Raw genomic sequence first — 14,274 nt, forward strand, 5'->3', positions numbered from 1 at the left:
AGATCCAGATTATAATGCGTCTTAGCCAGGTCGAATGCCTTGCGTACGCAGGTCAGCATACCCAGAGCCAATACGTCTACCTTGATAAAGCCTAAAGCTTCAATATCATCTTTGTTCCATTCAATACAGGTACGCCCTTCCATACGGGCATTCATAATAGGGCAAAGCTCAGATAGCTTTCCCTGTGAAATTACGAAACCACCAGTATGCTGCCCCAATTGTCGTGGAAAACCTATCAGCTGTCGTGTTAGTTCCAGGGTTTTACGCAGGTGCGGGTCCTGTGTATTCAAACCCTGTTCGTCCAGCTCCATATTTTCCATCCAATCCGAAGAATAGCGCCATACACCGGCAGACAGACTGTTAATGGTGTCTACAGAAAGTCCCATGGCTTTGCCAACATCCCGTACGGCACCTTTATAGCGTTCTTGTGTAACAGTAGCAACTACTGCTGCCCGGTCGCGGCCGTATTTTTCATAGATATACTGGATTACTTCTTCTCTTCGCTCATGTTCGAAGTCTACATCAATATCAGGTGGTTCGTCCCGGGCATCCGACATGAAACGGGCGAATAGCAGTTTGATTTTTGTAGGGTCTACCGAGGTAATGCCCAGACAGTAACAGACTACCGAATTGGCAGCAGAACCACGGCCCTGGCACAATATGTTTTTACTGCGGGCATAGCGTACCAGATCGTGTACGGTCAAAAAATAATTGGCCAGATTCTTACGTTCCATAAAGTCTAGCTCTTCTTTAATTTGTTCGGTGATATCTTTGCGGATATCACTACCAAAACGCTCCCGGGCTCCCAGCCAGGTGAGGTGCTCCAGTTCTTTCTGTGGTGTACGCCCTTCGCTGGTCAATTCATCAGGATAGACATAATTCAGGTCCTTTAAAGAAAAGGTACAGGCATCTGCAATCTGTTGTGCATGGGCAATGGCTTGCGGATATTGTCTGAACAAGCGCTGCATCTCGGCAACGGGTTTCAGATAGCGTTCTGCATTGGCATGCAGCCTGAAACCAGCATTGTAAATGGTGCATTTTTCACGCACACAGGTGAGGATATCCTGTAGCTCTCTGCGTCCGGCTATATGGTAATGCACATCATTAGTGGCTGCCAGTGGAATATCCAGTTGTAGTGATAGTTGATTAAGGGCATACAATCGCTTAAGATCGTCTCCCTGATAATTGCGGGTAACACTCAGATAAAGCGCTTTATCCAATTGCTCTTTGTAAATTTTAAGTTGTTGAATAAATGCTGTAGAAAATTCAAAATTTGCATCCAGTTCGGCTGGTGGCACCACAATAAACAGGATTCCTGCAGCATGTTCAAATACATCCTGATAATAGAGCAGGCATTTACCTTTTTCGGTCCGCAGGTTACCTACAGAAAGCAGGGTAGATAATCGGCTATAAGCGGCTTTATCTGTTGGATAGGCCAATAAGCTGGGGCCATCCAGTAAGTCCAGCCGGCAAGCCGGAATAAATTCAATCCCATGCTTCTGGGCAGCTACATGTCCACGTACAATGCCAGCTAAGGAGTTGCGGTCCGTAATCGCGATTTTTTTATAACCCAATAAAGCTGCCTGTTCTACCAGTTCTTCCGGGTGCGATGCTCCCCGCAGGAAACTGAAATTGCTGGTGGTTTGTAATTCCGAATAGCTCATTGTATTTATTCCTGTTAAGCGAAAAATCCATGGAGAAACCACTGTCCCTGTCCCGGACCCTGATAGTGTCCCGAACGGAATAGCCAATAGCGTTGTCCTGATTCATCTTCTACCACATAATAATCCCGGTGTTCTCCTGTATCCAGCCACCATTCCCGCTCAATACGCTCGGGACCATCTGCTTTTTTAATGGCATGCCTGTTCCCCCGATAGATAAACAAAATAGGCGGATAATCGGGGATAGGAGCAGTAACCTGCACTGGTTCGGGACTGGCCAGCAGGTAGGTAGGTCTTGGCCTATCGCAGGACCAGGGGATGGGAGGTGGTTCTTCCAGACTATCGGCTTTTCTAACAGACCGTTCCGGCCAGTAATGCGCTTGGGGAAGATAGCGTTGTATGGCATCCTTACCGGCTCTCAAAGCAATGCGGTCCAGTAATTCTGCTAACGATTGACTGTTAGCTTCGTTTCCCGTAGCCCATATAGATTGTTGGCTAGTGATCACGGTATCAATTCCCGAAGCTTCCAGTACAAAAAGTTCAATTCCAAGAGCAGGTTCAATATGCGCAATCCGCATTCCGAACAGGTGTTGCAGATGTGTTGTCTGATGGGTTGGTTTATTGGTACCTACCTGTATACTTACAATTTTGCCATCTATTCGGTAACAGGTCAGTAATGCCTGTCTCAGCCCCATGCCTTCCTGTTGCAGGCGCAGACATAACTTTTCTGATAATTTTTGTATGGCCAGTTCGATGCCTTTAGCAGTCCGTATAGGTTCTAAAGAAGGCAATCTTTCGGTATAAGGTTCCGGAATGCAGATAGGCATCAGGTATTCCTGTTCTTTATCCAGCGCCTGTGCTATCCGGAGCAATAATATTTCTCCAAAACGCCTGCGAAGTACAGAACGTGGTATACTTATAAAATGGCTGATCTGAAACATACCCAGTTTGTGCAGCTTTTGAACCAGTGTATTCTCCAGACGCAGGGCAGCAGGTGGGAGGGGAAGTAAAGCCTCGTAGCTTCCGCCCACCGGTATAATGGCTTTCTCTTTGCCATAGCGGGCAATAGCCCATGCAGCCCCCATAGTATCCGCAATAGCACCCCTTACTCTGTAGCCTTTTACTTTCAACCTGTTCAACAGATCCCGTAAATAGGGTGTTTCTCCTTTCCATAAATGGCTGCACCCGCTCAGGTCAATCAAAAGCCCATCGGGTTCATCTATAGCCACCAGCGGAGAAAAACGAATGCACCATTCACCCAGTTCTTTTAGCAATTTATATTCGCTTTCCGCTTCATAATCTATCAGCTCGATACCCTGTGCAAGTGCTCTGGCATCTGCAACGGTTATACCTGGTCTGATTCCCTGTGCTGTTGCCAACGCATTGCAATGTTTTACCAGCTGTCGCCCCCGTTCGTTTTCTGCAAAAACGATCATGCTGTCCTTTAGTTCTGGTTTGCAGCTAACCAACCAGTCGGGCAGCAATTGTCTGAACCAAATGGATAAATAACGTCTTTGCATCAACTGGCAGTTTTGTCCTTTTCCAGCATCTTTCGCAGCGTTGGAATAAGGTTTTGTTTATTGTTTGTTACAGCTACTCCCTGTGGTGTCCAGGTAATATCCCAGGTATCTGCTTGCCCATTCTTTACTTTCAGCAACTCCGTTCGCCATTGTGGAAAGCCAACCCCCGGCATTTCCCCGTTGAGTTTGCTGGGAAGCGGGCTGATACGCCAACGGGCAACACAGGCAGTGGTATTGATTTTCCGGCTATTACGGCGCAGCACAAACCCTGTTACCCTGCTGCGTTCTACAGCCAGTTGCAAGCGTCTGGATGCGGCAAAGCTTAAATCCTGTAACTCGGCTACTACAGCGGCTACACCACTGCATTTCAGAGCCTCTTCCATGGCCCAAAGTATATCACGGTCCCGGCGCAACTGTATAAAAATAATCCGGTCGGGGCTAAGCCCAAAAGAACTTAAGGCAGCAGGAAATACCTGAGGAAAGGGGCTGATCCAGATACAGGCTTTCTGTTCCTGCATCAGTACAGCCAGTAAAACGGAAAGAAAACCTTTGCATGCAGAGAATTGTTCGTCCCTGTCACACAAAAATTCGTGGATAGCGGCAACAGGAAATATACCATAAGGGAAAACTTTTTCTAATGGACCAAGGCCAAAGCGAAGCGGACTTTCTTCACTTTCGGGCCTGAAACCTTCCAGTCGGAGAATGTCCTGTTTGAGCTGCCCTATAATGGCTGCCTTTCCATATGTCTTAGCTGTCCTTTCCATGTCCTGGGATATTCAGTATACAAAGTTAATACTAAAAATATTAGTAAAAAAGTGTTTGTATAAAAATTGATTTCTCCGCTAAACCTGCAATTTTTGGTTATTTAACCTGTTCGATTATAAAAAGGCTATGAAAGTAATGCCAAAAGAGATTGCTTCGTCCTATCGTCCTCGCAATGACAAAAATAGGGGCGTCATTGCGAGGAACGAAGCAATCTCAGCATGAAATAATGTCCAAATCACTCAAAAACAATTAATATTAATCGAACTCAGTTTATTTAATGGAAAACCCACTCGTTTGTAAATGAATGTTTTATAAAAATTTTGATTACAATCAGGATTATTTACTAAAATTATTAGTAATATTGTAGTGATGAATACAGCTGAAATGATTGAATTGAATGATATTCTTTATGGTAAAATAGCCTTTCCGCAGGTTGTTGCAGATTTATTGAATACTAAACCGCTCATCAGGCTAAGCAAAATCCATCAGAGTGGAGCTATTGTATTGGTTAATCCAACCATCAATCATACCCGTTTGCAGCATTCCATTGGTGTTATGATGCTGATCAAAATACTGGGAGGTGGTGAAAAAGAACAGATAGCCGGACTACTGCATGATATATCACATACTGCATTTTCGCATGTGGGCGACTATGTACTGCAACAGGAGGAGGAAAACTATCACGAGCAAATATTTGAACAGGTACTGTTGTCTTCAGAAATACCTGCTTTGCTGGAAAAATACAATTATAACGTAACAGACTTTTTGGAACATACTTTTCCTATTTTAGAACAGGAATTGCCGGATTTATGTGCCGACAGGTTGGATTATACCTTAAGGGATGCGGTGCATGCCCGTTTAATTAGTGTTTCTCAGGCGCGGGAATTATTAAAAAATACAGTATTGCTGAATGGAAAGATCAGTATTGCCGACAGTGAAAAAAGTCAGTGGTTACAGGAAGTGTACGAGCGGCTGAACCTCGAGTTTTTCCAGCACCCTTTACATCGTTATGCTAATGATAAACTGGCTCTGCTATTTCGGAGGCTAATGGAAGAAGGTAAGCTGGAAATAGCTGACCTGATGAAAAATGATACAGAGCTATTAAATAAGGTAAGAACTAGCAGCGGAGGCTTACAAGCATTGAAAGATATTGCCAGCCGGAAAAGCTATGATGCCTATCGGCAGAAACAGGAAGGATTGTTGAAGTTCAAAAAGAGATTCCTGAGGTTGGGATAAATTGTTTTTTAGCTTTTTCGTATAGTTTTGACTTTTAGTAATTTAAGATGTTGATTATTAATGCATGGCATGAGTTCTATTCAGTATAGTTAAGTCCTTAAGATATTTCGGTAAATTTGAACTAAGCGATAGGGCTGATATACTAAAGTCTGGAATCTTATGCAAGATCAATTGAGGATAACAACTTTGCACCTCTTTCCGGTGCTGGACAAATTGTTGATAGAACTTTTGAAATCTTTAACGGAAGACGAATGGAACGCCCAAACTGTTGCCAGGTTGTGGAAGGTGAAAGACGTAGCTTCCCATTTACTTGATGGAAACTTGAGAGGGTTGTCTATGTCAAGAGATGGCTATTTTGGAGAGAAAGCATCACCTGTAAATTCTTTTCAGGAACTGGTAGCTTTTCTTAATAAGCTGAACCTTAGCTGGACCAATGCAACTAAAAGACTCAGCCCTCAGGTATTGATCGAGTTACTGGAAACGACAGGGGAACAATATTCAGCGCATCTTCAAACTTTAAATCCAGATGAAAATGCATTATTTTCGGTTGCCTGGGCCGGACAGGAAATCTCACCCAATTGGTTTCATATTGCCAGAGAATATACCGAAAAATTTCTGCATCAACAGCAGATAAGAGATGCTGTTAATAAGTCCGGTATTATGACACGGGAACTTTTCTATCCATTTATTGATATCATGATGTACGCCTTTCCGCATACTTTTAAAGATACAGTACTGGACGAAGGAACAATAATATCCATTATTGTATCTACAGCTATTGGTGGTCAGTGGAATATTGTAAGAACAAAAACTGGCTGGAAACTAAACAAGGATAACATTCAAACCTCAGATGCAAGAATAATGATTGATCCGGATATGGCATGGAAGCTATTCTCTAAAAGTTGGACTCCCCAAATGGTAAGCAGTAAAGTGGAAATAACCGGTAACAGGGAATTAGGTGAACAAGCGCTCAGATTGGTTGCGGTAATGGCTTAAAGACAATATTTCTGTTAAGGGCTTAGCAATTTTAGAAAAGAACTTAGACTTATTTTTGTCATTAAAGACACAAACAGACATAGAATTTATGCTGTAAATCGCAGCTCTTCTCCAATGCTGGAAATAAGAAGAGCTGTCGATTTTATAAGTTACCTGATAAATTTTCATCTGTTATTCAACAGGTTTAGCGTAGCACTTTCTATAGCATTCATCTGAAATATTGCTGATATGAATGTTTAAGCAATATTATTATGCCTTAGCTTTATTGACTAATGTTCATGCCCTCCTGTATTACTTAACTTGGCATTGATGAAAAAAGCACCCCTGGTAACTATCTTAGCGTGTTCCGGTATGTTTTTTATAGGTGTAATGGATGTGTAGCCGATTTCAGAAACACCCTTTACAACTTCTATTTTTTCAAAATTCATATTTTCGTTGTGACCTTTAGTTTCTGTGTGATGGTCTTTTTTCGCGGGTTGATGTCCATGTTCTCTTTCATCACTATTGTGGTTTTCTCCCTGGTGTTCATGTCCATCTTCTTCATGTCTGGTTTCCGGCGTTTTATCTGTATGCACAAAAATATAGAATTTACCATCTGCCTCTACAATAGCTTCGTTGGGTACTGTAGCGGTTTTGATATCTCCTACGCTGATTATCCCAGTAATATTCATGCCATCTATTAAACCGGTTTTATTTCCAATAACAGTGCAATGAACGGCAACTGTTTTGCTTTCATCTTCAAAAGAAGATCCGATGTTGAAGACCCTGGCAGTATAGGTAACCGTAGGATTATTGGTAAGAGTGAAATTAACTGCCTGCCCAATTTTTATGTGAGGCAGATCTTTTTCAAATACTTGCAGATCCAGATGAAGCAGGCTGTTATCCACAATTTCAACAACCGGCGAAGAAACATCTACATAACTGCCTATTTTAGCAAATTCACTGCTTATGGTACCATTCACCGGGCTGGTAACCAATAATGCCGATTTTAGATTGGAAGAGTTAATGCTTGCAGGATTTATACCCATTAGCTGTATCTGTTTTCTCAGGGAGGCTTTGCGTGTCTGCAAGGTATTCAGTTCGGCAGTGGCATTTTGCAGGTTTTTTAAGGCGCCTGCATTGCCTGCATTCAATTCTTTTTGGCGTTGCATTTCCTGTTCGGCAAAAGTAATTCTGCTGTCTATAGTCAGGTATTCTTCCTGTAATTGTATAAATTGCGGATTTTCGATAGTTGCAATAACCTGTCCTTTGCGAACATAATCCCCCAGTTGAACTTTTAATGTTTTCACGACACCGCCGTATAAAGAAGTAGCATTTGCCTTGTTATTGTTAGGCACTCGTAATGCCCCATTTGCTTTAATGGTTGCGGTAAGATTTTTATTTTCAATACTTCCTAAAGTAATTCCTACCGCTTTGATTTGCTCCTGCGTAAGCGAAGCAATCATAGGAGATTCATCTTCGTGGCTTTCTTCTGTTGTTTCGGAATTCTTTGCTTCTGTGCCAGCATGATGTCCGTCACCTTCTTTATGATTTTCCCCGCAACTGTTTAAAGAGAGTATAGTAACAGCGATAAATAATATTTTTACTATGATTTTCATTTGCTCTTATTTGTTATTTAAGTAGTTGAAATTAATGGCTGACTGGTTGAACTGATTGAGTACGTCCAGGTAGTTTTGGCGGATACCAATGGCCTGACCTAAAAACTGCCCAAGTTCTGCAAAACTTATTTCTCCTGTTTTATAGCTCAGAGTAGCCGCATTAATGATTTCTTCTGCCTGCTTCAGTCCGGAGGTTTCATAAAAATTTAGTAAAGAGCGATTCTTTTCCATTTCGGCATTGGCTGATGATCCCTGAGTTTGCAGCAACTGGGTTTGGTAAGCGAGTGTTTTTTCCTGAACTTCTTTTTCGGCAGCAGCTACCTTTATGCGGTTCCGGTAAGCTCCGGTCCCAAACAGGGGGAAAGAAGCCGTTACAGAGAATCCGGTAAAAGGGTCTTCTGCACCCCAAAGTCGCTGACTAAAAAAACGCCCCGAAAACTCTGGTCTGTTCGTGTTTTTTTGCACTTTAATATTAGAAGATGCAATGTTCACATTCTGTTCCTGCAAGGCCAGGAGCGGGTGTAAACTACCGTTTTCTGATAATACCACATCTAGTTTTTGTAAGGGAGCAGCCACAGGTAATAACCATTCGTTCTGGTTTAAAACCATCATCAATTGTTGCTGCTGCACCTTCATTTCTTTTTCATTCTGTTCTATATAGGCCTGTAGCTCTCTTAACTTCGCTTCTGCAGCAATCTGATCTAATTTGGCGACATCGCCAGTTTTTACACGAACTTCTGTCGTTTTAAATAGCAACGTGTAAATACTGTCGAGACGTTTAAGCAAACCTTGCTTATCCTGTAAATACCATAATTGATAGTAGGCAGTTCTAACATCTTTTTTAATGGATGCGTTTAAAACTTCTGTATTTAGTTCGGCATATTTTAACTGCTCTTTCAAATATTGCTTTCGGGCGGTATATAATCCGGGCCATGCAATACTCTGTGTTATACCAATCTTTAAAACGCCAATCTTGTCTGATGGGCGAAGGTCTTCGTTTTCTGCAAAAAGACCAGTCTTGGGAATCTCGTTGGCTGTTTTAATATTAAGGCCCGCGCTTCGTATTTCGGCTTCATTTACGCTTAGCTGCCGGTTATTTTTAAGTGCAGTTTCAATGGCATTGTCAATGCTTATTCTTTGCTGTGCATGAACAGAAGTGAGTCCGCTCAAACATAATATAAAGATTATTATTGCCGTTTTGTTCATTTTTAGTTTTCCTTTAAGGTTGATCTTTGAATCAAAAATGATATACAGGAGAGGCAACACAAATAACGTGAGAAAAGTTGCCGTAATTAATCCGCCAATGACTACAGTAGCCAAAGGCTTTTGTACCTCGGCCCCGGCACTTGTGCTTATGGCCATGGGCAGGAATCCCAGCGAAGCAACAGTAGCAGTCATCAGTACGGGTCTAAGTCGGGCTATCGTTCCTTCTTTAACCCTTTGCAGAATATTATGCATTCCTTCCTTTTTCAACTGATTAAATGTGCCTACCAGTACAATGCCATTTAATACCGCAACACCAAACAGCGCTATAAAGCCAATACCGGCACTTATACTGAAAGGCATTCCTCTTAACATTAATGCTAAGACACCACCAATGGCACTCATAGGAATGGCAGTAAATATTAATGTAGCCTGTTTAAACGAATGGAAGGTGAAATAAAGCAGCATAAAAATCAATAACAATGATACAGGTACTGCTACCATTAAACGGGCGCTTGCCTTTTGAAGATTCTCAAATTGGCCACCATAGGTAAAATAGTATCCAGGAGGTAGTTTAACCTTTTTAGCCAATTCCTGCTGTATGTCTTTTACAACGCTTTGTATATCTCGGTCCGACACATTAAATCCGATAACAATTCTACGTTTTCCCGCTTCGCGGCTTATTTGCGCGGGTCCAAGTTTATAAGCTATGTTGGCAACCTGTGATAGCGGAATCTGTATGCCTGTATTAGTGGGAATCATCAGGTGGCTTACATCATCAATACTGCTTCTATGCGCACTGTCCAGACGAACCACCAGATCAAAACGTCTTTCGTTTTCATATACCTGTCCGGTTGCTTTTCCCGCAAAAGCAGTACTTACCACATCGTTAATGTCCTGTATGGTTAAGCCATAGTTGGCTATGCGGGTGCGGTCATATTCAATATTGATCTGCGGCAATCCGCTTACCCTTTCTATCTGGGGGGAAGTAGCACCCGGAACATTCTGTATTACCTCGCTTACTGCTTTTGCATAACTTGCGAGCGTGTCAATATTCTCACCAAATATTTTCACGGCAACGTCTTGTCTGATACCGGTCATTAATTCGTTGAAACGCATCTGTATCGGTTGGTTCTTTTCGAAGAATACACCGGGTATTACCTCCAGTTTTTCTGTAATGGCATCGGCCAGTTCATTATAACTTCTGTCAGATTTCCATTCCTTTTGTGGTTTTAATACCACCATAAGATCAGTCGCTTCGGGTGGCATAGGATCGGTTGGGACTTCGGCAGAGCCTGTTTTGCCCACTACCATTTTTACTTCATCAAATTGCTTAATGATACGGGATGCCTGCATGGAAGTTTCTATACTTTGGCTAAGTGAACTCCCTTGAGGCAGAATACAATGGAAAGCGTAGTCACCTTCCTGTAATTGAGGAATAAATTCTCCGCCCATTCTGCTAAAGAAAAACAGAGAAACAGCAAATAGTGCGGTAGTTATTCCAACAATAGTATATTTGATCTTAATGGCTTTATGTAGTAAAGGCTGATAGATACTTTGCAGTTTATCCATCATCTTGTCGCTGAAAGTTTTCTTGTGGCTTACTTTTTTAGATAAGAACAAGGCACACATCATTGGAATATAGGTAAGCGATAAGATCAGCGCGCCAAAAATAGCAAAGCCTACAGTCTGTGCCATGGGACGGAACATTTTGCCTTCAACGCCTACCAGCGTCAGTATAGGAATATAAACAATCAGGATAATGATCTCCCCAAATGCAGCACTGGTACGTATTTTAGAAGCAGATAAAAATACTTCGTCGTCCATTTCACTTTGTGATAATCTGTCTACCGATTTTCGTAATCCAAGATGGTGCATGGTCGCTTCGACAACAATTACGGCTCCGTCTACAATTAAACCGAAATCTATCGCTCCTAAGCTCATCAGGTTAGCGCTTACACCAAAAATGTTCATCATACCAAGAGCGAAAAGCATGGCGAGAGGTATAGCTGATGCTACAATAAGGCCTGCCCGCAGATTTCCTAAAAATAAAACCAGTACAAAAATCACAATCAATGCACCTTCTATCAGGTTTTTTTCGACTGTACCTATCGCTCTATCTACAAGGTCTGTACGGTCCAGGTAAGGTTCTATCGTCACATCATCCGGCAAAGATTTCTGAATGGTCGGCAGCTTTTCCTTTATGCGTTTTACTACTTCGTTGCTGTTTTCGCCTTTCAGCATCATCACTACACCACCTACAGCATCTACTTCGCCATTATAGGTGAGTGCGCCATATCTTACAGCATTACCAAATCTTACTTCAGCTACGTCATTAATGTAAATAGGAATTCCACCTTTGTTCTTAACGACAATTTTCTTTACATCGTCTAAAGAGGTCACTAGTCCAATGCCTCTAATGAAGTAAGCATTAGGTTTTTTATCAATATAAGCTCCACCGGTATTTTCGTTGTTCTTCTGCAAAGCAGTGAAGATGTCAGGAATGCTTACTCCCATAGCTTTCAGCCTATCCGGATTAACGGCTACTTCATATTGTTTTAGCTCGCCCCCAAAACTATTTACTTCGGCAATGCCGGGTGTGCCGTAAAGCTGTCTGGCCACAATCCAATCCTGCATGGTACGCAGGTCTTTGGCATTGTATTTATTTTCACTCCCCTTTTTAGGGTGGATAATGTATTGATAAACTTCTCCAAGACCTGTACTTACAGGTGCCATCTCGGGCATTCCAATACCCTGAGGTATTTTGTCTATAGCTTCTTTTAGCCTTTCATTTATCAGCTGTCTGGCGAAATAAATATCTACATCTTCGTCAAAGACTACTGTAATTACAGATAGGCCAAAGCGTGATATGCTACGGATTTCCTCAATTTTAGGGACGTTGGCAATACTTTGTTCAATCGGGAAAGTTACCAGTTGTTCTACTTCCTGACCTGCCAGGGTAGGACAGCTGGTAAATATTTGTACCTGATTGTTTGTGATATCCGGGACGGCATCTATGGAAAGTCTGGTAGCGCTCCACACTCCCCATATAATAAGCAACAAAGTCATTAAGCCAATAATGATTTTGTTCTTGATACTGAATTTTATAATATGGTCTAACACGATGTGTTTTGTTTAATACCTGAAAAATATTGAATATCCTGTGCCGGAAAGCATGCCGGGCTATTCGGATATATTGCAGACCTTTATGGTCCTGAAAATTTCACATAACAGCTTATCGTTTTTAGAGCTGATTAAGCCAAAAAATAAGTGTTGCTTTCAAAAAAATAAATGAATCAGGTATGAGACTTGGGCGGTTGCCAGATATTGCTGAGATAATTAGAAGTGAATAAAATATCCCTTATTGCTGTTTTTTTTGTCGGGAATGTCTGTATTGGGATATTGAACTTATGCGGGATAAACACAAAAGTATCTATGGAAACACTGCAACAGGTACATAGACAAAAAGGAGTACAATTGTCGTCATGGTCTCTATTGTGGCTGTGTGTTTGCTCTTTAGCTACAGGTTTGTCGTCTTTACAACTATTTTTAGCATCACTGCATGGTACCGTAAAAAGTGCCATGAAGTAAAATAAAAATATAGTTGCTACCCATCTCATTAAAACAAAAATATAAAAATATTTCATGCAATGTAATTGCAAAGTTTAATTGGTATGACTTTCCGTCACTCTGAACTGAAAGCTTCTATGCAAAATAATTAAATATGATGATGTGAAGCATAAAGATTATAAATGGATTATTCTGAATAAACTATCTTGTGGTTAATCTGTTATAGTTCTGAAACAATTGGCTATCTTTGAGTAAGATGAGAAAATGGACAACTTATATTGTAATTGCTCTGACGTTCTGTGTTCAGGAGCCGTTTTCTCAGTTGCTTAGATTACCTTTGTTAGCAGTTCACTTTTTAGACCATGTTCAGCGTAATCCTCAAACCGGTGTTTTGGAATTCATGAAAATGCATTACTGGGGCAAAGACATAGCAGACAAAGACGATAGTCAGGACGCTAATCTACCTTTCAAATGCCAGGACAGCCATCATGTTGCTTTTGTATTCAATTTGCCTGTTAAATCATCCGGAATAACTATTTCAGAAATACCCCGGGTTCGTAAATTTTTATTTTATGAAGTTGAGGAGCACTCAGGTTATCCCCGTTCGCTAATACATCCTCCAAGTATTTAAACTTCTTCGTATTTCTTTTAGTGCGTTGCTTTTAACCGGGTAACAGTGGATGTTGTTTTGTATACCGATAATCATCAATCATATTTATTAATCAAAAACCATTTTATTATGAAAAAACTATTTTTAGTATTGGCTATCGCCGGACTTTCTACAGGCATTATGACAAGCTGCAATAACAGCGGGAACAAAAATGACAGTAGCACAGAGATCGAAAACACCGATGTGGTGCCATCAGGAACCTACCAGGGAGTTGCGGAAAAGGTAGATCCGGATGAAAAAGAAATATATGTAAAAACGGCCGACAATAAGACACTTGAGCTTTATTTTACTGACAGTACTAAACTGACCAGAAACGGACAGGCTGTTGAATTTTCTGAGTTGAAAACAGGCCAGAATTTAGAGGTCACCGTTGAAAAAGCGGGGGAACGTCTTGACCCAAAAGCTGTTGACATTAAGGAATAGTATATGATAAACATTGTAAGCCGACAAGAACTTTGGCACCCATTATCGGTACACTTGCCTATTGTTTTCCTGCTAAGCGCTACTGTGCTGAGCATCGTTTTACTCTGTTTGAAAAAAAATCAGTGGTATATTTTTATTAAATATACCCTGATCTTTTTACTAACATCAGGAACTGCGTTTCTGTGGCTGAGTTTTTATACCGGTAATCAGGCTTATGGGCCCGTAGTGCGAACTATTTGTTACCCTTCCCTTTTAAAAACTCATCTTTATTGGGCTTATGTCACCTGTTATAGCTTTTCTGCGATCAGCTTGTTTGCTGTGATTGGTTTATTTGTGCCATGGTTGCAAAGGAAAATAATGATTGCCTTCATTGCTGTTGGATGTGTTTTAGCATCGGCATGTCTTTGTTATACAGGTCATCTTGGCGGAACGCTTGTTTATGAGCATGGAGCTGGCGTAAATCCAAAAGCAAAGGATTGCGCGGAAGATTGAGAATTAAGCAAAATCTGCAGATTGAGGAGAATGTATGTTACAAAGATTATCCTCCGTATTCTTTTACCCTGTTTCGGGGAACTTTGGTAAACCGGGAACTCACTGTTCGCACTGTGCACAGGCTGTCTATCAGAAGCGGA

Annotated in this window: 11 protein-coding genes; 5 read left to right on the forward strand and 6 right to left on the reverse strand. The window is 41.4% G+C overall.

The genetic code is table 11. The features are described 5' to 3' along the window. The 3 genes from ABWO41_RS07975 to ABWO41_RS07985 all read right to left on the reverse strand — a co-directional run. Window positions 1-1,664: PHP domain-containing protein (locus tag ABWO41_RS07975; protein WP_353136108.1), on the reverse strand; the 1,664-nt coding region annotated here is incomplete at its 3' end. 14 nt (window positions 1,665-1,678) lie between these two features. After that, on the reverse strand, window positions 1,679-3,181 hold the full coding sequence (locus ABWO41_RS07980; protein ID WP_353136111.1) for a Y-family DNA polymerase: 1,503 nt from the start codon (window positions 3,179-3,181) through the stop codon (window positions 1,679-1,681). Then, window positions 3,181-3,945: an ImuA family protein gene (locus ABWO41_RS07985; protein ID WP_353136114.1), complete on the reverse strand. Its 765-nt coding sequence runs from the start codon at window positions 3,943-3,945 to the stop codon at window positions 3,181-3,183. The genes ABWO41_RS07980 and ABWO41_RS07985 overlap by 1 nt, the downstream gene beginning before the upstream one ends. Before the next feature lie 370 nt (window positions 3,946-4,315). On the opposite strand from ABWO41_RS07985, the gene ABWO41_RS07990 reads away from it, so the two are divergent. Further along, entirely contained in the window at window positions 4,316-5,182 is an 867-nt protein-coding gene (locus tag ABWO41_RS07990) for an HD domain-containing protein (RefSeq protein ID WP_353136117.1), read from the forward strand. A 159-nt stretch (window positions 5,183-5,341) separates the two neighbouring features. Continuing rightward, window positions 5,342-6,178 carry a maleylpyruvate isomerase N-terminal domain-containing protein gene (locus tag ABWO41_RS07995; protein WP_353136120.1) on the forward strand — a complete coding sequence of 279 codons (837 nt, stop codon included), beginning with the start codon at window positions 5,342-5,344 and terminating at the stop codon, window positions 6,176-6,178. A gap of 269 nt (window positions 6,179-6,447) precedes the next feature. Here ABWO41_RS07995 and ABWO41_RS08000 read toward each other — a convergent pair whose 3' ends face one another. The 3 genes from ABWO41_RS08000 to ABWO41_RS08010 form a co-directional block, all read right to left on the reverse strand. Continuing rightward, a complete protein-coding gene (locus tag ABWO41_RS08000; protein ID WP_353136123.1) occupies window positions 6,448-7,776 on the reverse strand; it encodes an efflux RND transporter periplasmic adaptor subunit in 1,329 nt (442 codons plus the stop codon). A 6-nt stretch (window positions 7,777-7,782) separates the two neighbouring features. Next, window positions 7,783-12,102, reverse strand: coding sequence for a CusA/CzcA family heavy metal efflux RND transporter (locus ABWO41_RS08005; protein ID WP_353136126.1), 4,320 nt, complete (start codon window positions 12,100-12,102; stop codon window positions 7,783-7,785). Window positions 12,103-12,275: 173 nt separating this feature from the next. After that, complete coding sequence (locus ABWO41_RS08010) at window positions 12,276-12,626, reverse strand: DUF6660 family protein (protein WP_353136129.1); 351 nt, start codon at window positions 12,624-12,626, stop codon at window positions 12,276-12,278. A gap of 170 nt (window positions 12,627-12,796) precedes the next feature. Between ABWO41_RS08010 and ABWO41_RS08015 the strand changes: the two genes are divergently transcribed. The 3 genes from ABWO41_RS08015 to ABWO41_RS08025 all read left to right on the forward strand — a co-directional run bounded on the left by ABWO41_RS08015 (window position 12,797) and on the right by ABWO41_RS08025 (window position 14,134). Next, on the forward strand, window positions 12,797-13,180 hold the full coding sequence (locus ABWO41_RS08015; RefSeq protein ID WP_353136132.1) for a hypothetical protein: 384 nt from the start codon (window positions 12,797-12,799) through the stop codon (window positions 13,178-13,180). 108 nt (window positions 13,181-13,288) lie between these two features. Next, window positions 13,289-13,642, forward strand: coding sequence for a hypothetical protein (locus tag ABWO41_RS08020; protein WP_353136135.1), 354 nt, complete (start codon window positions 13,289-13,291; stop codon window positions 13,640-13,642). A gap of 3 nt (window positions 13,643-13,645) precedes the next feature. Continuing rightward, window positions 13,646-14,134, forward strand: a complete 489-nt coding sequence (locus ABWO41_RS08025; protein WP_353136138.1) for a DUF2231 domain-containing protein — start codon at window positions 13,646-13,648, stop codon at window positions 14,132-14,134. Window positions 14,135-14,274: the final 140 nt, after the last annotated feature.

The organism is Pseudopedobacter sp., from assembly GCF_040392825.1.
Lineage (GTDB): Bacteria > Bacteroidota > Bacteroidia > Sphingobacteriales > Sphingobacteriaceae > Pseudopedobacter.

Bases quoted from the DNA above. Each gene is read 5' to 3' on its own strand.
- ABWO41_RS07980 (WP_353136111.1), bottom strand. From the start codon at position 3,181: ATGCAAAGACGTTATTTATCCATTTGGTTCAGACAATTGCTGCCCGAC.
- ABWO41_RS07985 (WP_353136114.1), bottom strand. From the start codon at position 3,945: ATGGAAAGGACAGCTAAGACATATGGAAAGGCAGCCATTATAGGGCAG.
- ABWO41_RS07990 (WP_353136117.1), top strand. From the start codon at position 4,316: ATGAATACAGCTGAAATGATTGAATTGAATGATATTCTTTATGGTAAA.
- ABWO41_RS07995 (WP_353136120.1), top strand. From the start codon at position 5,342: ATGCAAGATCAATTGAGGATAACAACTTTGCACCTCTTTCCGGTGCTG.
- ABWO41_RS08000 (WP_353136123.1), bottom strand. From the start codon at position 7,776: ATGAAAATCATAGTAAAAATATTATTTATCGCTGTTACTATACTCTCT.
- ABWO41_RS08010 (WP_353136129.1), bottom strand. From the start codon at position 12,626: ATGAAATATTTTTATATTTTTGTTTTAATGAGATGGGTAGCAACTATA.
- ABWO41_RS08020 (WP_353136135.1), top strand. From the start codon at position 13,289: ATGAAAAAACTATTTTTAGTATTGGCTATCGCCGGACTTTCTACAGGC.
- ABWO41_RS08025 (WP_353136138.1), top strand. From the start codon at position 13,646: ATGATAAACATTGTAAGCCGACAAGAACTTTGGCACCCATTATCGGTA.